This window comes from Ruegeria sp. YKSD179 (genome assembly GCF_059612885.1).
Window position 1 is genome coordinate 43,147 of sequence record NZ_JBXWRL010000031.1, and the last position, 19,468, is coordinate 62,614.

The 19,468-nt window shown below is 53.5% G+C and carries 30 protein-coding genes and 1 pseudogene; 2 read left to right on the forward strand and 29 right to left on the reverse strand.

Features of this window, described 5'->3' with window-relative positions; genetic code table 11:
* Positions 1-3 precede the first annotated feature (3 nt).
* The 4 genes from AC2FNE_RS14935 to AC2FNE_RS14950 all read right to left on the reverse strand — a co-directional run bounded on the left by AC2FNE_RS14935 (position 4) and on the right by AC2FNE_RS14950 (position 3,060).
* Entirely contained in the window at positions 4-651 is a 648-nt protein-coding gene (locus AC2FNE_RS14935; protein ID WP_170476971.1) for an adenylate kinase, read from the reverse strand.
* A complete protein-coding gene (secY, locus tag AC2FNE_RS14940; RefSeq protein WP_170476970.1) occupies positions 648-2,012 on the reverse strand; it encodes a preprotein translocase subunit SecY in 1,365 nt (454 codons plus the stop codon). The genes AC2FNE_RS14935 and secY overlap by 4 nt, the downstream gene beginning before the upstream one ends.
* Positions 2,013-2,121: 109 nt before the next feature.
* On the reverse strand, positions 2,122-2,595 hold the full coding sequence (gene rplO / locus AC2FNE_RS14945) for a 50S ribosomal protein L15 (protein WP_170603388.1): 474 nt from the start codon (positions 2,593-2,595) through the stop codon (positions 2,122-2,124).
* 249 nt (positions 2,596-2,844) lie between these two features.
* Positions 2,845-3,060: a DUF1127 domain-containing protein gene (locus AC2FNE_RS14950; RefSeq protein WP_496805694.1), complete on the reverse strand. Its 216-nt coding sequence runs from the start codon at positions 3,058-3,060 to the stop codon at positions 2,845-2,847.
* A 284-nt stretch (positions 3,061-3,344) separates the two neighbouring features.
* On the opposite strand from AC2FNE_RS14950, the gene AC2FNE_RS14955 reads away from it, so the two are divergent.
* Positions 3,345-3,710 (forward strand): Rid family hydrolase, encoded by a 366-nt coding sequence (locus AC2FNE_RS14955; RefSeq protein ID WP_496805695.1) that lies wholly within the window; start codon positions 3,345-3,347, stop codon positions 3,708-3,710.
* Positions 3,711-3,833: 123 nt separating this feature from the next.
* Here the strand turns inward: AC2FNE_RS14955 and rpmD are convergent, their stop codons facing one another.
* The 19 genes from rpmD to rplB all read right to left on the reverse strand — a co-directional run bounded on the left by rpmD (position 3,834) and on the right by rplB (position 13,184).
* Entirely contained in the window at positions 3,834-4,022 is a 189-nt protein-coding gene (gene rpmD / locus AC2FNE_RS14960) for a 50S ribosomal protein L30 (RefSeq protein ID WP_005621828.1), read from the reverse strand.
* Between the two features lie 12 nt (positions 4,023-4,034).
* Complete coding sequence (rpsE, locus tag AC2FNE_RS14965; protein ID WP_170603384.1) at positions 4,035-4,616, reverse strand: 30S ribosomal protein S5; 582 nt, start codon at positions 4,614-4,616, stop codon at positions 4,035-4,037.
* Between the two features lie 115 nt (positions 4,617-4,731).
* Entirely contained in the window at positions 4,732-5,091 is a 360-nt protein-coding gene (rplR, locus tag AC2FNE_RS14970; protein WP_170476961.1) for a 50S ribosomal protein L18, read from the reverse strand.
* 11 nt (positions 5,092-5,102) lie between these two features.
* Positions 5,103-5,636 carry a 50S ribosomal protein L6 gene (rplF, locus tag AC2FNE_RS14975; RefSeq protein WP_170476959.1) on the reverse strand — a complete coding sequence of 178 codons (534 nt, stop codon included), beginning with the start codon at positions 5,634-5,636 and terminating at the stop codon, positions 5,103-5,105.
* An 11-nt stretch (positions 5,637-5,647) separates the two neighbouring features.
* On the reverse strand, positions 5,648-6,040 hold the full coding sequence (gene rpsH / locus AC2FNE_RS14980) for a 30S ribosomal protein S8 (protein ID WP_068340741.1): 393 nt from the start codon (positions 6,038-6,040) through the stop codon (positions 5,648-5,650).
* Between the two features lie 13 nt (positions 6,041-6,053).
* Positions 6,054-6,359 carry a 30S ribosomal protein S14 gene (gene rpsN, locus AC2FNE_RS14985; RefSeq protein ID WP_010437098.1) on the reverse strand — a complete coding sequence of 102 codons (306 nt, stop codon included), beginning with the start codon at positions 6,357-6,359 and terminating at the stop codon, positions 6,054-6,056.
* Positions 6,360-6,378: 19 nt separating this feature from the next.
* A complete protein-coding gene (gene rplE, locus AC2FNE_RS14990) occupies positions 6,379-6,939 on the reverse strand; it encodes a 50S ribosomal protein L5 (RefSeq protein WP_496805696.1) in 561 nt (186 codons plus the stop codon).
* On the reverse strand, positions 6,932-7,243 hold the full coding sequence (gene rplX / locus AC2FNE_RS14995) for a 50S ribosomal protein L24 (RefSeq protein ID WP_170476956.1): 312 nt from the start codon (positions 7,241-7,243) through the stop codon (positions 6,932-6,934). The genes rplE and rplX overlap by 8 nt, the downstream gene beginning before the upstream one ends.
* A gap of 2 nt (positions 7,244-7,245) precedes the next feature.
* A complete protein-coding gene (gene rplN / locus AC2FNE_RS15000) occupies positions 7,246-7,614 on the reverse strand; it encodes a 50S ribosomal protein L14 (protein WP_068340767.1) in 369 nt (122 codons plus the stop codon).
* Positions 7,615-7,691: 77 nt separating this feature from the next.
* Complete coding sequence (gene rpsQ / locus AC2FNE_RS15005) at positions 7,692-7,922, reverse strand: 30S ribosomal protein S17 (RefSeq protein WP_170603382.1); 231 nt, start codon at positions 7,920-7,922, stop codon at positions 7,692-7,694.
* Positions 7,923-7,926: 4 nt separating this feature from the next.
* On the reverse strand, positions 7,927-8,133 hold the full coding sequence (gene rpmC, locus AC2FNE_RS15010; RefSeq protein WP_010437082.1) for a 50S ribosomal protein L29: 207 nt from the start codon (positions 8,131-8,133) through the stop codon (positions 7,927-7,929).
* 205 nt (positions 8,134-8,338) lie between these two features.
* Positions 8,339-9,034 carry a hypothetical protein gene (locus AC2FNE_RS15015; protein WP_496805697.1) on the reverse strand — a complete coding sequence of 232 codons (696 nt, stop codon included), beginning with the start codon at positions 9,032-9,034 and terminating at the stop codon, positions 8,339-8,341.
* 131 nt (positions 9,035-9,165) lie between these two features.
* Positions 9,166-9,786, reverse strand: a complete 621-nt coding sequence (locus AC2FNE_RS15020) for a 2OG-Fe(II) oxygenase family protein (protein WP_170476952.1) — start codon at positions 9,784-9,786, stop codon at positions 9,166-9,168.
* Positions 9,787-9,837: 51 nt separating this feature from the next.
* Positions 9,838-10,386 carry an amino acid synthesis family protein gene (locus tag AC2FNE_RS15025; RefSeq protein ID WP_170603378.1) on the reverse strand — a complete coding sequence of 183 codons (549 nt, stop codon included), beginning with the start codon at positions 10,384-10,386 and terminating at the stop codon, positions 9,838-9,840.
* 156 nt (positions 10,387-10,542) lie between these two features.
* On the reverse strand, positions 10,543-10,956 hold the full coding sequence (gene rplP, locus AC2FNE_RS15030; protein ID WP_170476948.1) for a 50S ribosomal protein L16: 414 nt from the start codon (positions 10,954-10,956) through the stop codon (positions 10,543-10,545).
* A gap of 12 nt (positions 10,957-10,968) precedes the next feature.
* Entirely contained in the window at positions 10,969-11,676 is a 708-nt protein-coding gene (gene rpsC, locus AC2FNE_RS15035; protein ID WP_170476946.1) for a 30S ribosomal protein S3, read from the reverse strand.
* The gene (gene rplV / locus AC2FNE_RS15040) at positions 11,676-12,056 is read right to left on the reverse strand and encodes a 50S ribosomal protein L22 (protein WP_008756532.1); all 381 of its coding nucleotides are present in this window, start codon (positions 12,054-12,056) and stop codon (positions 11,676-11,678) included. The genes rpsC and rplV overlap by 1 nt, the downstream gene beginning before the upstream one ends.
* Before the next feature lie 3 nt (positions 12,057-12,059).
* Entirely contained in the window at positions 12,060-12,338 is a 279-nt protein-coding gene (rpsS, locus tag AC2FNE_RS15045) for a 30S ribosomal protein S19 (RefSeq protein ID WP_010437056.1), read from the reverse strand.
* A 3-nt stretch (positions 12,339-12,341) separates the two neighbouring features.
* Complete coding sequence (gene rplB / locus AC2FNE_RS15050) at positions 12,342-13,184, reverse strand: 50S ribosomal protein L2 (protein ID WP_170476944.1); 843 nt, start codon at positions 13,182-13,184, stop codon at positions 12,342-12,344.
* Positions 13,185-13,556: 372 nt separating this feature from the next.
* Here rplB and AC2FNE_RS15055 point away from each other — a divergent pair, with 372 nt between their 5' ends.
* Entirely contained in the window at positions 13,557-14,462 is a 906-nt protein-coding gene (locus tag AC2FNE_RS15055; RefSeq protein ID WP_496805698.1) for a hypothetical protein, read from the forward strand.
* 586 nt (positions 14,463-15,048) lie between these two features.
* On the opposite strand, the gene AC2FNE_RS15060 is transcribed toward AC2FNE_RS15055, so the two are convergent.
* The 6 genes and pseudogenes from AC2FNE_RS15060 to AC2FNE_RS15085 form a co-directional block, all read right to left on the reverse strand.
* A complete protein-coding gene (locus tag AC2FNE_RS15060) occupies positions 15,049-15,345 on the reverse strand; it encodes a 50S ribosomal protein L23 (RefSeq protein WP_010437040.1) in 297 nt (98 codons plus the stop codon).
* Positions 15,342-15,959 (reverse strand): 50S ribosomal protein L4, encoded by a 618-nt coding sequence (gene rplD, locus AC2FNE_RS15065; protein WP_170476941.1) that lies wholly within the window; start codon positions 15,957-15,959, stop codon positions 15,342-15,344. The genes AC2FNE_RS15060 and rplD overlap by 4 nt, the downstream gene beginning before the upstream one ends.
* The gene (gene rplC, locus AC2FNE_RS15070) at positions 15,956-16,690 is read right to left on the reverse strand and encodes a 50S ribosomal protein L3 (RefSeq protein WP_170476939.1); all 735 of its coding nucleotides are present in this window, start codon (positions 16,688-16,690) and stop codon (positions 15,956-15,958) included. Before rplC ends, rplD begins: the two co-directional genes overlap by 4 nt.
* An 18-nt stretch (positions 16,691-16,708) precedes the next feature.
* Positions 16,709-17,023 carry a 30S ribosomal protein S10 gene (gene rpsJ / locus AC2FNE_RS15075; protein WP_008756422.1) on the reverse strand — a complete coding sequence of 105 codons (315 nt, stop codon included), beginning with the start codon at positions 17,021-17,023 and terminating at the stop codon, positions 16,709-16,711.
* Between the two features lie 279 nt (positions 17,024-17,302).
* Positions 17,303-17,425 (reverse strand): annotated as a pseudogene (locus AC2FNE_RS15080) (EF-Tu C-terminal domain-related protein); the annotation flags it as partial.
* Positions 17,426-17,478: 53 nt separating this feature from the next.
* Positions 17,479-19,305: an amidohydrolase gene (locus AC2FNE_RS15085; RefSeq protein WP_170603374.1), complete on the reverse strand. Its 1,827-nt coding sequence runs from the start codon at positions 19,303-19,305 to the stop codon at positions 17,479-17,481.
* Positions 19,306-19,468 lie beyond the last annotated feature (163 nt).

Sequence of the window (19,468 nt, forward strand, 5' to 3'; positions counted from 1 at the left end):
ACACTAGGCGTCCAGAACCCCTGCAATTGCATCTTGAACTTGCGCGATCTCACCCAGACCATCGACCCTGGAGAGCTGACCTTTGGCATAATAATATCCAATCAGCGGTGAGGTTTTCTTGTAGTATTCCATAAGCCGCGTCTTTAGGCTCTGCTCGTTATCGTCAGCACGACGTTTGAAGTCGTTTTCCTTACCGCAATTCGTGCAACGTCCGTCGGCCGGGATGGGTTTGGTTTTGTCGTTGTAGACCTCACCGCAACCGCCACAGGTGGATCGCGCCGTGATACGCTCAACCAATGCAGCGTCGTCGACTTCCATTTCGATTACGGCACCCAGACTGTTGCCAGTACTTTCGAGCAATTCACCCAATGCATCTGCTTGCGCCAGTGTCCGGGGAAATCCATCGAAGATAAATCCGCCCGACGCGCCCTGATCCAGCTTTTCACGAATAAGCCCAATGACGATTTCATCAGTGACCAATTCTCCTTTGGCCATTACCTCCGCCACGCGGTTGCCCATCTCTGTGCCGCTGTCTTTTGCTTCGCGAAGCATGTCGCCCGTGCTTAGCTGTACCATACCGCGCGTTTCAACCAGATGCCGCGCCTGCGTGCCTTTGCCCGCGCCCGGCGGGCCCAACAGAATGATATTCATCGCCGAGCGGGTCCCTTTCTGCCGCGTCTTTTGCTTTTACCGCGCAGCTGGGACTTTTCTATAAGACCTTCGTATTGATGCGCCAGCAAATGGCTCTGCACCTGTTGGATCGTGTCCATAGTCACAGAGACAATGATCAGAACCGACGTGCCGCCGAAATAGAACGGAATGGCAAACTGACCTCGCAGAATTTCCGGTAGAAGACACACCGCCGCCAGATAGGCCGAACCCAGAACCAGAACGCGGTTGACCACATATTCAAGATATTCCGAAGTTTTCTTTCCTGGGCGAATACCGGGAACAAATCCATTCTGCTTTTTCAGGTTATCAGCCACATCGTCCGGCTTGAATGACACGTTGAACGTGTAGAAATAGGCAAAGAAGACTATCATCGTCGCAAAGAACAACAGATACAGCGGTTGACCCGGACCAAAGTTAGCCAACAGCCACGACATGAACGGCCCATTCGTGGCGCCGGATGAGAAGGTTGAGATAGTCACCGGCAAAAGAAGCAATGAACTTGCAAAGATCGCCGGGATTACACCTGCAGGGTTTACTTTGACCGGAAGGTGGCTCGAGCCGCCCTCGTACACTTTCATACCTGCCTGGCGACGGGGGTACTGGATGTGAATTTTGCGCAGCGCCCGTTCCATGAACACAACGAATGTAATCACGGCGATTACCATGATTATTACGCCGACGATTACCGCCGGACTGATCGCGCCGCTGCGACCGCTGGCAAAAAATTGCGCCAATGCCGCCGGAACTTCTGCAATGATTCCAACGAAGATGATCAGAGAGATACCATTACCTATACCGCGCGCCGTGATCTGCTCACCCAACCACATCAGGAACATTGTGCCGCCGACCAGTGTGATCATCGTAGAGAAACGGAAATACAGCCCAGGATCGGTGGCCAGATCGCCGGATTCCAGCGAGACAGCCAAACCGTAGGCTTGGACCGTAGCCAACGCTACGGTGCCAAAACGCGTGTATTGGTTGATTTTCTTGCGCCCTTGCTCGCCCTCTTTCTTGAGTTGTTCGAGGGCCGGAACCATAGAAGTCAGCAGTTGAACGATGATCGAAGCCGAAATGTAGGGCATAATACCAAGGGCAAAGATACCCATCCGCCCAAGCGCCCCGCCGGTAAACATCGAAACCATGCCGCCGATGCCCTGCCCCGCCTGCTCCATGAATTCGCGCAAAGCTTGCCCGTCAATGCCAGGTACCGGAATGAAGGTGCCAAGGCGGTAGACAATCAACAATCCCAGCGTGAACAGGATGCGGTTGCGCAGATCGGTGGCTTTGCCAAGGGCAGACCAGCTCGCGTTGGCTGCCATTTGTTCTGCTGCTGATACCATAAATCGGTCTCTCTTATGTAAACGCCGCCCGGAACCGTTTTCCGGCTCGGGCGGCGTCTTGGAAAACTCTGAAGTCTATGTAAGCGGCCCGGACGCCACTCACAAGCGCTTACTCTGCCGCAGCAGCTTTTGTGACTTTCAGTGAACCGCCCGCTTTTTCAACTGCCTCAACGGCAGATTTCGAAGCTCCGGTCACTTCCAGGTTCACCTTCGCGTTGATTTCACCCTTTGCCAGAACCCGGACACCGTCCAGTTTGCGGCGTACGAGCCCGGACGCAACCAAAACGTCTTCGGTAATTGCTGATTTGACGTCCAGTTTGCCAGCGTCGACAAATTTCTGGATCAGGCCCAAGTTGATTACAGCGAATTCCTTCCGGTTCGGCTTGTTGAAGCCACGCTTTGGTAGACGCTGATAAAGCGGCATCTGGCCGCCTTCATAACCATTGATGGCGACACCTGACCGGGATTTCTGGCCTTTGATACCACGGCCACCCATTTTACCTTTGCCGGAACCGGGACCACGGCCAACGCGGGTGCGTTTTGGTGTGGCGCCGGGATTGTCGCTCAATTCATGCAGTTTCATTTCGCTTCTCCTTGGCCGGATGTGACCCCCGAAGCGTGATGGGTCAAACACGGCATTTTTTGATTTTGATTCTCGCGGACACAATGCCACCGCAGCCCGATACAGCTTCGTGCCGTCTGTTGCAAGGTTTCTTGTAAATTTCAAACATTCAGCAACCATCTCGTGGTTGCCAAACCCGCAAATACCAGAGGCGCCACAGGGCGCCTCAGTTTCAGTTCCAAATTAAAGCGCTATACAGCTTCATTGTATTTACGAGAAATAAACCTGCTCGCGCGCGATGTCAGCTATGTCACACCTACGCAAACCAATGTCATCCAGTTCCCGGTCGGACAAGCGTTGGAGCTCGTTATAGGTGCGGTGGTACTCGATTGCCTTGGTGCGAGTTTCTTTCAAACCTTCGACAAACTTCGCAATTCGCGCACTCAGGTTGAAACCGCCATGTGCTAGTGCAGTTGTGTGTGCCATATCTCTATTCCTTACTTTGACCAGGGCGTATTCCCCGGTGTTTTCTCTATGTGTTCCTTTGGGGACAAAGCTCAGATAGGTGCGGCAGGTAACGCTAACAACGATATTTTAGGTCTAGCCGATATGCATTGAGTGAATGGCTGATCAACAAAAGATATGATCGGCGATCGATTATGGATTGCAATTAGATTGGGTTGTTGCAGTTCGCCTGAGTCCTGTTATTCACTGCGTATTTGGTTTGGGTGTGCGATTTTGCGGCCGTAAAACTTCTGAAAGGGTTTGATTTGAAAATTCAGCGCGTTGTCAGTGACGCAAAGGGGCGCAGCGATGCCGTGTCCTTCAATGGACTTGCTTACGTTGTTGCCTATGACCCCAACGCCGCCAGCGGGATCGAAGCGCAAACTCGAAACAGCTTACAATTTCTTGACGCAAAACTCGCAGAAGTAAGAAGCAACAAAGAGGCGCTTCTACAAGCAACAGTGTACCTGAGCGACATGAAAATGAAGGCTGACATGGACGAAATTTGGTGTGAGTGGATTGGCACGTCTAAAAATTGGCCCCAAAGAGCATGCGTCGGAGCCGACCTTGGTGACGATGTGACGCTGATAGAGATCGTGGTAATAGCAGTACAAAAGCCGGAAGCGCTCTAACACGCTGTTCTGGGTCTTTAACTTTTACAAGAAACCAATACATTTAGCAGGCTTTATTTTAAACCGAAAAAGCGCCCCCAGCCGAACCGGAGGCGCTTTTTTGGCATTTCGTTTTTGAATCGATCAACCGCGTTCTTCGACGATCTCTACCAGATGTGGAATCTTGTTGATCATGCCGCGGACCGAAGGTGTATCTTCCAGCTCACGGGTCTTGTGCATCTTGTTCAGACCCAGACCGATCAGAGTTGCACGCTGTTCGGCGGGACGGCGGATCGGAGAACCGATCTGCTTGACGACGATGGTTTTTGCCATGGGTCGCTCTCCTTACGCTTCAGCTTCAGCAGCAGGTGCTTCGGCCGCCGGGGCTTCTTCCCGCTTGGGCAGGATGTCAGCAACCTTTTTGCCACGACGCGCAGCAACCGAACGCGGGCTCTGCTCTTTTTGCAGACCGTTAATGGTTGCGCGGATCATGTTGTACGGGTTTTGCGACCCCAGCGACTTGGAAACAACGTCCTTGACGCCCAGCATTTCGAACACAGCACGCATCGGACCACCTGCGATGATGCCGGTTCCTTCAGGTGCGGTGCGCATAACCACTTTACCGGCGCCATGACGACCTTCGATATCGTGGTGCAAAGTCCGACCTTCGCGCAGTTGCACACGGATCATCTGACGCTTGGCCTGCTCAGTGGCCTTGCGGATGGCTTCAGGTACTTCTTTCGCTTTCCCTTTTCCAAAGCCCACACGACCTTTCTGATCGCCGACCACCACCAGAGCGGCGAAGCCAAAGCGCTTACCACCTTTTACGGTTTTAGACACACGGTTGATTGCGACCAGTCGATCGGCAAATTCCGGTGCTTCTTCACGGTCGCGGCCTCGGCCCCGACGGTTTTCACGTTCTGCCATCTGGCATCCCTTTTCTCTAGAGGCGCATCAGCGCCGTTTTATTCAATCCAAGTGAGCCCCGACTGCTGCCGAAGCCCCCGGATCATCGGGGCGGATCGAAACCCGCCCGCAAGTCTTAGATCTTCAGACCACCTTCACGCGCAGCGTCGGCGACAGCCTTCACTTTGCCGTGGAATAGGAAACCACCACGATCGAAATAGGCTTCTTCGACGCCAGCTTTCTTGGCACGCTCGGCGATCGCTGCGCCCACTTTGGCGGCCGCTTCGACGTTGTTCTTGCCAACAACACCCAGATCTTTTTCCAGGGTCGAGGCGGAGGCCAGCGTCACGCCACGTACGTCGTCGATCAACTGAACGGAGATGTTCTTGTTTGACCGATGCACAGACAGACGCGGCCGACCCGCGTTGACTTTGCGAAGTTTGTTCCGAACGCGCAGGCGGCGCTTCAGAAACAGGGTTCTTTTGCTGTTTGCCATTGTTTGCGTCCTTACTTCTTTTTGCCTTCCTTGCGGAAGATGAACTCGCCCTTATAGCGGATGCCCTTGCCTTTATACGGCTCGGGGCGGCGCCAATCGCGGATTTTTGCGGCAACTTCACCAACTTGTTGTTGGTCGATACCTTCGACAACAATCTCGGTTTGCTTCGGTGCCGTAATGGTCACGCCGTCCGGAGCAACGAAATCAACGTCGTGGCTGTAGCCAAGGTTCAGCTTCAAGGTATTGCCTTGCATCTGCGCCCGGTAACCAACACCCTGAATTTCAAGTTCCTTCTTGAAGCCGTTGGTCACGCCTTCAACAAGATTTGCGACCATAGTGCGGCTCATGCCCCACTGTTGGCGCGCGCGCTTGGACATGCCGCGCGGATCGATCTTGACCACGTTGTCTTCAACTGACAGCGTCACATCGTCGGTGGCGGTGAAGCTGCGGGAGCCTTTCGGGCCCTTCACTTCGATGGTCTGGCCGGACACAGTGGCGGTAACACCGCTGGGTAACTCGACCGGTTTTTTACCAATACGAGACATTGCAGACCTCCTTAGAAGACGGTGCAGAGCACTTCGCCGCCAACATTGTTGGAGCGAGCGTTTGCGTCCGACATCACACCTTTCGGAGTGCTGACAATCGACACGCCCAGACCCTGACGGACCTGCGGGATGTCATTGACGCCCATGTAAACACGGCGACCGGGCTTGGAAACCCGCTTCAGTTCGCGAATGACAGGGGTGCCTTCGTAGTATTTCAGGCTGATTTCGATGGCTGGATGACCGTTTTCACCGGTCGTCTTTTCATAGCCACGGATATAACCTTCGTCCGCCAGCACGTCCAAAACCCAACCGCGCAGCTTTGAAGCCGGGGTAGAAACAGTGGACTTTCCGCGCATTTGCGCATTGCGGATACGGGTGAGCATATCGCCGATAGGATCGTTCATATCAATCTCTCCCTTACCAGCTCGATTTCACCATGCCGGGGATCTGACCAGCAGAACCCAGCTCGCGCAGCGCGATACGGCTGACCTTAAGCTTACGGTAATAAGCGTGGGGACGACCGGTCAGCTGACAGCGGTTGTGCAGACGGGTAGCCGAGCTGTTGCGCGGCAGTTTCGCCAGTTTCAGACGCGCTTTGAAACGCTCTTCCATCGGCTTGCTCTCGTCATTAGCGATTTCTTTCAGCTCGGCACGCTTTGCGGCATATTTGGCCACCAGGCGTTCGCGCTTTTTCTCGCGTTCGATCATTGCTTTCTTAGCCATGTCTCAATCCTCCCGGCGCTTATGCGTTGAACGGCACGTTGAAATGCTTCAACAGTGCCTTTGCTTCAGCGTCGGTTTTCGCTGTGGTGGCAATTACGATATCCAGGCCCCAGACCTCGTCGACTTTGTCGAAGTCGATTTCAGGGAAAACGATGTGCTCTTTCATGCCCATGGCAAAGTTGCCACGACCATCGAAAGAAGGCTTAACACCGCGGAAGTCACGAACACGCGGCATCGCGATGGTAATTAGACGATCCAGGAACTCGTACATCCGGTCGCCGCGCAGGGTAACCTTGGCACCCAGCGGCATATCTTCGCGGACGCGGAAACCCGCGATCGACTTTTTCGCTTTGGTGGATACAGCTTGCTGGCCAGCAATCGCCGTCAAGTCTTCGACCGCAGCTTTCGCTTTTTTCGAGTCTTTGACGGCTTCAGCACCACAACCGATGTTCAGAACAATTTTTTCCAGCTTGGGAAGCTGCATGTCGTTCTTGTAACCGAACTCTTCTTTCAAAGCAGGACGGATGGTTTCGGCATACTGAGTTTTCAAGCGCGGGGTGTAGTTTGCGGTGTCAAGCATCGATTACATCTCCCGTTGTCTTAGCAAAACGAACCTTCTTTTCGCCTTCCATGCGGAAACCGACACGGGTTGCTTTACCGTTCTTGTCCAGCAGCGCCAGGTTCGACAAGTCGATCGGCAAAGCCTTGGGAAGGCGGCCACCTTGGCTGTTCTGCGTCTGGCGTGTGTGGCGAATGGCAATGTTGATACCGTCGACAACGGCCTTACCGGCCTTTGGGTCAACAGAGGTTATGGTTCCCTCTTTGCCCTTGTCCTTACCGGCCAACACGACAACTTTGTCGCCTTTGCGGAGTTTAGCAGCCATGATTACAGCACCTCCGGGGCAAGCGAGATGATTTTCATGAAGTTCTTGCCACGCAATTCACGAACAACGGGGCCAAAGATACGGGTACCGATCGGCTCGTTGTTGTTGTTCAGGATGACGGCGGCGTTGCGATCAAAACGGATCGCTGTGCCGTCTTCGCGACGGACTTCTTTAGCGGTGCGTACGACGACGGCCTTGCGGACGTCACCTTTCTTTACGCGACCGCGTGGGATGGCTTCCTTCACCGAGACGACGATAACGTCGCCAACAGAAGCGTATTTACGCTTGGAACCACCCAGGACCTTGATGCACTGAACTCGGCGTGCGCCAGAGTTGTCAGCGACATCCAGATTGGTCTGCATCTGGATCATGTGGTTTCTCCCGACCTGTGGGGGCTGGTCTAGTTAGTTCCCCCAGGGTTTCGACAAATGGAAAAGCTCCGGACGCCCTAAGCTTCCAGAACCTCCCAACGTTTCGTCTTCGATTTCGGCGCGCATTCGATAATGCGGACTGTATCGCCGACTTTGAAGGCGTTCCTTTCATCGTGAGCCCTGTATTTTTTGGACTTACGAATGGTTTTCTTCAGAACCGGATGCGTAAAGCGGCGCTCGACTGATACGGTTACGGTCTGTTCATTGGCGTCGCTGGTCACGGTGCCTTGCAGAATACGCTTGGGCATCTGATTACTCCTCGGATGCCGCAGCAGCGGCCTTTTCGTTCAGAATGGTTTTGACACGGGCAGCATTGCGGCGGGCCGCTTTGATACCGGCTGTGTTTTCCAGCTGACCGGTTGCCTGTTGAAAGCGCAGGTTAAAGCTTTCTTTCTTCAGGTTGGCCAGTTCCTCGCGGAGCTGGTCCGGGGTCTTGTCACGCAGTTCTTGGGCGTTCATCGCCTTTTTCCTTTGCTCAAAACACCAGAAGGCCCCCTTACAGGGTCACCTTTGACCTGGTGGATGAATGATAGACATACGAATCGCCCGACAACGCCGGGAGACCGCAGGATGCCGCCGTATAAGGGTTTGGGGTGAGTGTGGCAAGGGAAAGTTTCAGCCTTTTGCTTCGATGGGCTTTCCCGCCCATCGAAGACAATTAAGCTTAGACTACGATTTCCAAGGGATCGAGATAAAGTTCACCTTCAAACTCTATCGCGATCGAGTCGAATTCGTTCTTTGACGCCAGCTCTGTTTCAAATCTGACAGGGCCTTCGAAAATGACCCTGTCGCATGCGTCAGGAAGGGTCGCAATCAATTCGACAAGCCTGGTTTTCCCCGTAATTCCAAAAGGTCCTTTGTCATCAAAGGTGAACTCGTAATTTAAGCATGGCGCTATAATATTTACGATCGCAATCAATCTGGGAGGTTGAGGCGGTTGCGCGTTTATCCATGCTGAAACTGAATTTATTTCGATGCCAGACCCGGGCGGGGGTAAGGCTGTGTCCGCCGCAGAAGCAATAATGTCGTTTGAAAAGCTCACTATTCTTTTAGAGCCCGTTGCTACCACGTCACCATCGACTGTCACAAATGCAAGGACGGTGGTTTTGCCAATCGTTTGCGGCAGCCATCTTACTTTGAAGGTCAAAACTTGAGGGGCTTGAATACAGGGACCATCCGTCGATTTTATCGCCAATGTGATCGGCTCAACTTCCGGAAGGGTATATTGATCCGGAGGTGCCCCAGCAGATGCTCCGACCTTTGCATAGCACCCGGTAGGTACGACTACTGTTGCCTCGACATCATACGACTTTAGGTTTGGGTTAATCTTGATCGACAATTGTGGCTTAAAAAATTCCATTCCAATTCTCCGTAATAAACACATAAAAAGTGCATACAGATTATCACGAAACTGTTTCGAGAAAAGCTCTCGTTTAAATTGCAAGACTGGGTGACAGAGAAAATGCGCAGTGCGACCGTCTAAAGGCGCGCTTATTCCCACTTATAATTAAAGCTCACGGAAATCCGCTCTTCTTCGGCCATGTTCATCGGCACCTCGTGGCGCAGCCAGCTTTCCCACAGCAGAACTTCACCCACCTGCGGCTGCATGTAGATGAACGGCCGCAAGTCCCGCCGCGCGCCCTTCAGACGAGTCGGCGCGGCCATCATGCGGCCCGAGCGGGGGTCTTCCAGTTTCAAAGCACTTGTTCCTTCGGGCATCGCCACATAGGTCGTGCCTGAAATCACGCTGTGCGGATGAATGTGGCTGGAATGCATTCCGCCTTCGGGCAGGATGTTGATCCACAAATCCTCAAGCTTTAACTTTCCTTCGCCCAGATCAAACTCCAAATCCTTGGCGAATGCGGCGACGTGCCGGTCCAGTGATGCAACCAGATCTGTGAAGATCGGAAACCGCCAAGGCAAATCCGTCAGAGACGCATAACTTGTATATCCGGGATAACCGTTCTTCTCGCACCATTCTTGCCCGGCCTCGTCATCCTCAGCGATGACAAGACAGGAACTTTCCAACTCTTCCTTGTCGATCTTGGGGTCGAATTCAGACAAAGCTGCGCGATAGAGACGGGTAACGAAGAGTGATTCAATTTGTGCCATGAGCCGGGCATAACCCAGCCCCTTCACCAACGCCAGTCAATGTAGCTGCGTTTACGTGTTTATGGGCCCTTTACCGCAGCGCGGTATAGGTCGCCCACCATCTGCGTAGGCTAAGCAAAGCACGATCTCGTCAGGTTTTGGCGCGTCAGGTATGTTCAAAGTCATTGTGTCAAAATGATCGAACGACCAAGGGTTGTCCTTATGACCAAGCGGCAGGTCGATTTCACATCCCGGTGCACCAAGCTTGGCATTAGAAGGAATTACTGCTTCACCCCCGCCGGCCGCTGCGCGCATCGGAGCACCAAGCCTGGGATGTATCACTGCCCCACCCTGTTCGAGGTCACCATTGATGCCCACAATCGCGGCCTTTCCGTATGAGACCGGATCACCGTTTAGTTGCCTTATTGCTTCTGCGGCAAGATCTTTACCAAGAGCACCACCAATCTCAAAAAGCTCTGATAAGTCCTCCGAGAATTTCCCAGATAACGGGTTTTGAAAAACAGCCATGGCAGCCACGCGGTTGATTGGCGGGCAGGGCTGGCCCAATTGGTCCGCCGTAACGACTTCTTTGAGAAAAACCTTTTTGCGCAACTGAAACATTGAAACCTCTCACATTGCTGCTTGGCAGCCTAAGCGTGCGCCAGTTGTTCGTCGATTCCAATCGCAGCCCGATCGCAGAGTTCGGGCGAAAAAGAAAACCCCCGCCGGCTCTCCGACGGGGGTCATCAAATTTCAAGCGGGGTTGCCGCCAATTACTTACCAGTCTTCGCGAACCACAACGCGAGTCTTGATCGGCAACTTCATCGCCGCAAGACGCAGTGCCTCACGAGCGATGTCGTCGTTGACACCGTCGATCTCGAACATCACGCGACCCGGCTTGACTTTGCAAGCCCAGCGATCGACCGAACCCTTACCTTTACCCATACGAACTTCGATCGGCTTTGCCGTAACCGGAGTGTCGGGGAAGATACGGATCCAAACGCGACCTTGACGTTTCATATGACGGGTCATGGCACGACGCGCAGCTTCGATCTGACGCGCAGTCACACGTTCAGGCTGCAATGCTTTAAGTCCATAGGTGCCAAAGTTCAGATCAGAGCCACCTTTGGCTTCGCCCTTGATCCGGCCTTTGTGCATCTTGCGGAATTTTGTACGCTTTGGTTGAAGCATCTCAAATCCTCCTTAACGACGGCCGCCTGCACCGCGAGGCGCCGGACCATCCTGGAGTTCCTGTGCTTTACGGTCACGTGCCTGCGGATCGTGCTCCATGATCTCACCTTTGAAGATCCAGACCTTGATCCCAATGATCCCATACGGTGTCATCGCTTCGGCATGTGCGTAATCGATATCTGCACGCAGAGTGTGCAGAGGAACGCGGCCTTCCCGGTACCACTCGGTCCGCGCAATTTCGGCACCGCCCAGACGGCCAGCAACGTTGACGCGAATACCGAGTGCGCCCATGCGCATGGCGTTCTGAACCGACCGCTTCATCGCGCGGCGGAACGAAACGCGGCGTTCAAGTTGCTGAGCGATAGACTCTGCAACAAGTTGCGCATCAAGCTCGGGCTTGCGCACCTCGACGATGTTCAGGTGCAGTTCGCTGTCAGTCATGCGGGCAAGCTTTTTGCGCAGAACTTCGATGTCTGCACCTTTCTTGCCGATTATGACGCCCGGACGCGCTGTATGGATCGTTACGCGGCACTTTTTGTGCGGACGTTCGATGATCACACGGGCAACACCGGCCTGCTTACACTCTTTCTGAATGAACTCACGGATTTTGATGTCTTCCAGCAGAAGATCTCCGTAGTCCTTGGTATCTGCGTACCAACGGCTGTCCCAGGTGCGGTTCACCTGAAGGCGCATGCCGACCGGATTGACTTTATGTCCCATTAGGCTTGCTCCTCAACTTGACGCACCTTGATGGTGATCTCCGAGAACGGCTTCAGGATTTTCCCAAAGCGGCCACGGGCACGCGGGCGACCACGCTTCATGACCAAATTCTTGCCAACCCAGGCCTCGGCAACGATCAGCTCATCTACGTCCAGGTTGTGATTGTTCTCGGCGTTGGCGATTGCGGACTGAAGGCATTTCTTCACATCCTGTGCGACGCGCTTGTTCGAGAAGGTTAGATCGGTCAAAGCCTTCTCAACTTTCTTGCCGCGGATCATCTGCGCAACCAGGTTCAGTTTCTGCGGACTAGTGCGAAGCATGCGGGTTTTCGCCATTGCTTCGTTTTCAGCCACGCGGCGGGGGTTCTTTTCCTTGCCCATGACTTACTTCCGCTTCGCTTTTTTGTCTGCGGCGTGACCGTAATAGGTCCGGGTCGGCGAGTATTCACCGAACTTCTGACCGATCATGTCTTCCGAGACGTTTACGGGAATATGTTTATGGCCGTTGTACACACCAAAGGTCAGACCCACGAACTGGGGCAAAATGGTGGAACGACGCGACCAAATTTTGATGACTTCGTTACGGCCCGACTCGCGCGCTGCTTCGGCTTTTTTCAGCACGTAAGCATCGACGAAAGGGCCCTTCCAAACAGAGCGAGACATAGTTTAACGTCCCTTCTTCTTGGCGTGCCGCGAGCGGATAATCAGCTTCTGGGACGCTTTGTTCTTGTTACGGGTACGCTTACCCTTGGTATCCTTACCCCATGGTGTAACCGGTGTACGGCCACCCGAAGTACGACCTTCACCACCACCGTGCGGGTGATCGATCGGGTTCATCGCAACACCACGAACCGACGGACGAACGCCCTTGTGGCGCATGCGACCGGCTTTACCGAGGTTTTGGTTGCTGTTGTCGGGGTTGGATACGGCACCGATAGTGGCCATGCATTCCTGACGGACCATGCGAAGCTCGCCCGAGCTCAGCCGGATCTGAGCGTAACCGCCATCGCGACCAACAAACTGGGCGTACGTACCCGCCGCGCGCGCGATCTGACCGCCTTTGCCAGGCTTCATCTCGATGTTGTGGACAATTGTACCGATTGGCATGCCCGAGAACGGCATTGCGTTGCCCGGCTTGATGTCCGCCTTTGTCGATGAGATGACCTTGTCACCCACCGCCAAACGCTGCGGAGCCAGGATATACGCCTGCTCGCCGTCTTCGTATTTTACCAGTGCGATGAATGCGGTCCGGTTCGGGTCGTATTCGATCCGCTCGACGGTTGCCGCGACATCCATTTTGTTCCGTTTAAAGTCAACGATCCGGTAGAGACGCTTTGCGCCACCGCCGCGGCGGCGTGAAGTGATCCGTCCGGTGTTGTTCCGGCCGCCCGATTTGGTCAAACCCTCTGTGAGAGACTTGACCGGACGTCCTTTCCAAAGCTCCGAACGGTCGATCAGCACCAGCCCGCGCTGGCCCGGCGTCGTCGGCTTGTACGACTTGAGTGCCATGCTTTCTGTCTTCCGTTTAGCAAGTGCGAGGGATTTCCCCGCTATGTGATAGGCGCCCGCCCGTCTGTTTCCTTTGGAAACACATCACCTGAGCGCCAAGGGTATAGGGCCCCGAAGGTCCCCGATTACAAATATCAGAGGCCCCGGAACGAATCCGAGGCCGCAAGATTGGGAGCATGTAACAGGGTTGGGGGTGGGTGTCTATAGGGAGCTCAATTTAAATCACGTTTGAAATTTAATATAAATCAAGTTCAAACGATCATGGCTATCTTAGCGTGGCTTAAAGATTTATTCGCTCACTGAGGAGTTGTGCAACTTCGAACGAAGTGGTCTACTCTACCAAAAATAGTAAACTATCAAGGCAATATTGTAATGGTTGATTTGGATCAGTTGGGCAGCGACGACAAACGCTCAGTTCGAGATGTCGCTGAAGCATTTCTGGCTTGGGCCAAGCAAAAGAACCTGTTCGACAAAACACCACTTGAAGATGGTTTGGATCAGGACGAGGTAGACTACGACGTCACCTCAAATGAATTTTTGGCTCAGGCAACTGAAACTGTTCTTCGAAAGCGCTCCGTTAACCTTGTTGGATTTTCTGAGCCTGAAAGAAAAATTATTGTCTTTACGCACTCCAAAGTATCAAAATCCGATGAAAAGACCCTTCCATTCAAATTCGGTGAGTGCACAGTAGAGTATGCGCAAGGCGGTATCGCGCAGGTCAAAGGGAACCCTCCCCCTCCGCAAAACCCGCAGCCCTATATTCTTCGCGGCAATCACTATACCTGTGGCTCATCTGTTTTCCCGGCACACTGCATTGGCGCAGGAACTCTCGGCCTGATCGTGAAGGACAATCAAGGTAAGCTGTACGGCCTATCAAACAATCACGTCACAGGCGCTTGCAACAACGCGATGCCCGGACTTCCAATCTTGGCTCCTGGCCCTCTCGACGCGACAGAAAACGCTTGCGACCCATTCACTGTTGGGCGCCATTCTAGCTTGCTTCCTATCAATGACGGCATTCCCGAAAACATCGACATCAGTGAAAACTGCGACGCCAGCCTTTTCGAACTTTCAGATTCTTCCAAAGTGACTTCGTATCAAGGCAATTATTTCGACACACCTCAGACAACGGCCATTCCAATTCCGAGCATGAAAGTGAAAAAAGTTGTTCGAACAACTGGACTTACGCTCGGAACAATCGACGCTCAATCCGCCTCGCCGGTACCCGTTTCTTATGCGGTCACCGAATATGGCGTTAAAAAAAACTGTATGGTTTAACGACGTATATATCGTTGTGGGGGATGGTGGTGTACCATTTTCTCGTTCTGGAGACTCTGGCTCGCTAGTAGTTAGCACGGACGGGAATGGCACTGAACTGGCTGTCGGATTAGTGTTTGCCGGCAACGAACAACGTGGTATATCGTTTATTTTACCTTTGACACCAATTCTGCAACGCCTAGATGTGGAAGTAGTTTCGAAACACAATGTTACATAGTCACCAAAAAGCCCTCGCGGCAGCAAAGGAACTATCAAAGAGCTTGGCTCTGCCTAGTTCCCGGGCAAGTATTTTTGCGTGGTGCGACGATGGAAGTTATCGACTAGTGGTTTCCGGCGACAAATGCTGGCTGGCTTATTTTGCCAATGTGCCTTCTGAATTCGAAGGCTTCCCAGTGATTATAGAAGATAGTCTTGACGCAGCAGTCCGACACACAATCCACTAGTTCTGCGTTTACGCCAGTAAGTGTTGGCATGAATGTGACTTTATTTTCGAATAGTTAGAAAATTCTCGATCTGATCTTCTGAGACCCAACAAAAAACCCCCGCTTTCGCGGGGGCCTTTATCTCTCTCCAAAGACGGGTTCGATCAGAGACCGGTGCTCACGTCGATGGTGTTACCCTCTTCCAGGGTCACGTATGCTTTTTTGACGTCTTTCCGACGGCCCAGCTGGCCGCGGAACCGCTTTACCTTGCCTTTGGTCACGGTGGTGTTCACCGCTTTGACCTTCACACCAAACAGCGCCTCAACCGCCTCTTTGATCTGCGGCTTGTTGCTGTCGATCGCCACTTCAAAGACAACCGCGCCGTTTTCGGACGCCATGGTCGACTTTTCGGTGATGACCGGCTTGCGGATCACGTCGTAGTGTTCTGCCTTCGCGCTCATTTCAGACGAGCCTCCAGTGCTTCGACAGCCGCTTTGGTGAGCACCAGAGTGTCACGCTTGAGGATGTCATAAACGTTTGCACCCATCGATGGCAGGATATCCAGACCTTCGATGTTGCGCGACGCCTTAAGGAAACCTTCGTTCACGGTCGCCCCGTCGATGACCAAGGCGCGCTTCCAGCCCAGGTTTGCAACCTGTTTGGCCAGAGCAGCGGTCTTGCCTTCCGCTTCGGCGTTCTCGATCACAACCAGTTCTCCTGCTTTGGCTTTGGCCGACAGAGCGTGGCGCAGGCCAAGCTTGCGGAACTTCTTCGGCAGGTCGTGTCCGTGCGAACGAGGGGTCGGGCCCTTGTAAATACCACCCTTGCGGAAAATCGGCGCGTTACGGTCACCATGGCGTGCGCCACCTGTGCCCTTCTGGCGATAGATCTTCTTGGTCGAGTAGCTGGTTTCCGAGCGGGTCTTTACCTTATGGGTGCCAGCCTGCGCGTTATTGCGCTGCCAACGGACCACTCGGTGCAGGATGTCCGCGCGCGGTTCGAGACCGAACAGCTCTGCATCCAGCTCGATGTTGCCGGCCTTTTTGCCGTCCAGTTTGATTACATCAAGTTTCATGCTTCACCACCTTCCGCGGGAACTTCTTCCGCAGGTGCTTCGGTCGCCTCAGTCGCAGCCGATTTAACAGCAGCCGGGAAAGGCAGGCCTTCCGGTGCTTTCTTTTTGACCGCGTCCTTGACGGTGACCCAGCCCGATTTCGGTCCGGGAACAGCGCCTTTGATAAAGACCAGATTCCGGTCGGCATCAGTTTTGACGACTTCCAGGTTCTGGGTGGTTACACGGGCAGCACCCATGTGACCGGCCATCTTCTTGCCCTTGAACACCTTGCCCGGGTCCTGACACTGACCGGTCGAACCGTGCGAGCGGTGGCTGATCGAAACACCGTGCGAGGCGCGCAGACCACCGAAGTTCCAGCGCTTCATCGCACCAGCAAAGCCTTTACCGATGGATGTACCCGAAACGTCAACCTTCTGACCTTCAAGGAAGTGTTCTGCCGAAATCTCGGCACCCACATCAATCAGGCCATCTTCGGAGACACGGAACTCAGCCAGCTTACGCTTGGGTTCAACCTTTGCAGCGGCGTAATGACCGCGCATGGCCTTTGAGGTGCGTTTTGCTTTGGCAGCACCCGCACCCAGCTGGACAGCGGTGTAGCCGTCTTTGTCAGTGGTACGCTGTGCAACGACCTGCAGGTTGTCCAGGTGAAGAACGGTCACAGGGATCTGCTTTCCGTCTTCCATGAACAGGCGGGTCATGCCAACTTTTTTTGCGATAATACCAGAGCGCATAATCTATACCCTCCGATCTTACGACTGCAGCTTGATCTCGACATCCACACCAGCAGCCAGGTCGAGCTTCATCAGAGCGTCCACGGTCTGGGGAGTCGGATCAACGATGTCGAGCAGACGCTTGTGCGTGCGGATCTCGAACTGATCGCGTGATTTCTTATCAACGTGAGGGCCACGGAGAACCGTGAACTTCTCAATCTTGTTCGGCAGAGGGATCGGGCCACGCACGTTCGCGCCGGTCCGCTTGGCAGTGTTGACGATCTCTTGCGTGCTGGCATCCAGAACGCGATAGTCAAATGCCTTCAGCCGAATACGGATGTTTTGGCTTTGCATAGATACAGCCTTTTATCAGGCGTTGGAGTTGAGAGGAGGACAGACGCGCATCGCCAACCCTCATCGAACCCAAAAGGCGGGAATCACCCCGCCTTGACGTTCTTATTGAGAACTCGCGCGTATTAGTGGGGTTGGTGCGGTTTGGCAAGAGGGAATTGAAGCCCGCTTATACAGTCAACTGCGCTTCGGTCTTATTCCGCATGCAAGGGTATATCCGGCGAGATCACCTTTTTTCTGCTTTTTCAGAGCAACTGCCCCCCGCCAGTGGGTAGAGTCAACTTACTCTATGATTTTTTGCACAACGCCTGCGCCGACGGTGCGGTCGCCTTCGAGGATCGCAAAGCGCAGACCGTTTGCTACCGCGATCAGGTTGTTTAGCTCAACGCCGAACAAAAAGTTGTTAACAAGGGCTCGAGTTTCTCGGTCGCTCAAGCGTCCGTAACAACGCTCCCCGCCTAGTTCCGCGCAAGCCAGGGGTCTTCTACCTGCATACCCTGATAAATCGCATGAAGGAAAACATGGGCTAGGACCGGGTCATTCGAAAATGGTGAGAAATGCAAGTTTCCTTCCCGAACGCCTTCTTCGGCCTTATATACGACTTCGTCGCCTTTTACGGTTACCAGAACCTGCAGCTCTGACAGATTTTCCGGTTCTACTGCGGATGGATCATCTGACAGGATTACGAAATCCGCGACTTTGCCAATTTCGATAGAACCCTTTTCCTTTTCTTCAAAGTGCTGCCAAGCGGGCCAGATTGTCATGGCTTTCAAGGCCGTCATAACGTCCACCCTTTGGTGAGGTCCCAGTATATCGCCCGAACGCGTTCTGCGGGTCACCGTCGCCGCCAGCACGCGCATACTGTCCGGAAGCGCGACGGGCGCGTCGTGGTGGGTGCCAAACATCATGTCTCTCTGACGAATCCAACCAGATGGCGAGATGTTTTCGGCGTTCACCGGGCCGACAGTATGATCTCGATGCCAATCCCCCCAATAGAAAGTATGCATAGGAAAGATCGAAGGAAATACACCCAGTCGCTTGTAACTTTCAACTTGGTCCTCTCTTAAGAATTGACCGTGAACCAAAACGGGTCGGTTGCCTGGCTCACCGAACTTCATCTGGGCAACTTCCAAGGCAGCGATCAGCATATCTGAAGCCCCTTCTCCGTTCGAGTGCACCAGAATCTGAAACCCGTTTTCAAAACACCAGTTTACGGCATCCTGCAGCTGGTCCATTGATATGGCCGCATAACCGGCATATCCGGCCGGGTACGAGCCGACGGGGTCATAATAAGGACGATCACGCAAAGCGGTAAAGCCTTGAGGCGATCCATCAATCGTCAGCTTGCATCCTCCGACCCGCACTCGATCGTCGTAAGTTTGCGAGACATTGGCACCAATGAATTCACGCGATTCCAAAACATCGGGAAAGGCCACAACATCAATGGGAAGCCCCTCAGTCGACGCAACTTTTCTCAGAGCTTCGACAATTTGACCCGACGATCTGCCTTCTTGTCCGGTCGTATAGCCATATCTTGCCCAAAGCTTGCTGCCCGCCTGCGCGAACGCAACCAACCCTTCTTCACCAAGGTTACCTAACAATGGCACAAGCACGGAAAAGAAAGCGTATTCCTCTAACACACCATTTGGCTCTCCGTCTGCATCCCGCTGAATAACCCCGCCGGGTGGTGCCTCAGACGAAGACGTTATCCCTGCAATTTCCAACGCCCTTGAATTCGCGACTCCCAAGTGACCAGATTGATGAATAATTATGACAGGCAGATCTTCTGAAACCGCGTCCAAATCTTGTCGTGTCGGGTGGCGCAGCTCTTTTAACTGCGCGTTGTCGTAACCAAATCCAATAATCATTTTGGTGCTCTCGACGGCTTTGGCATTTTCAGCGGCCCATTCAGTGAGAGTGGATTGCAGGCTGGAAATGTCCGTGACCTTTCCGTCCGGGGGTGCAAGCAAATTTGCCGAGAGGGCCTGCAGCCCCCCCATGACAACATGCCCGTGGCTATCAACAAAACCCGGCAGCATCGTGCGCCCTTCGAGATCAAAGAGTTCGGTTCCGTCGCCCTGGTAAGCGGCGATTTCGTCGTGCGCGCCAACCGCCAGTATGCGCCCGTCCCTAACCGCTACTGCCTCTACAGTTGGTCGCTCGTCGTCTATTGTGAGGATCGGTCCACCAGAATAGATGCGGTCCGCAACCTGTTGGGAAAACACCGGTGTTGATGCAATATATAATGATGCGAAAAGACTGAGTGAAAGCGAAGAAAAGTTCATCAACTGATCTCTTTCCTGTTGCGTTAACCAATGGCAATAAGGTTAACACCTCCGCCTGATTTGTTGAAATTCAAAAAAAGGGCGCCTTGGAGGGCGCCCTTTCTGTCTGGTCTTTCGTTAAAACGAATTATTCAATAATCTTCGACACAACGCCCGCGCCGAC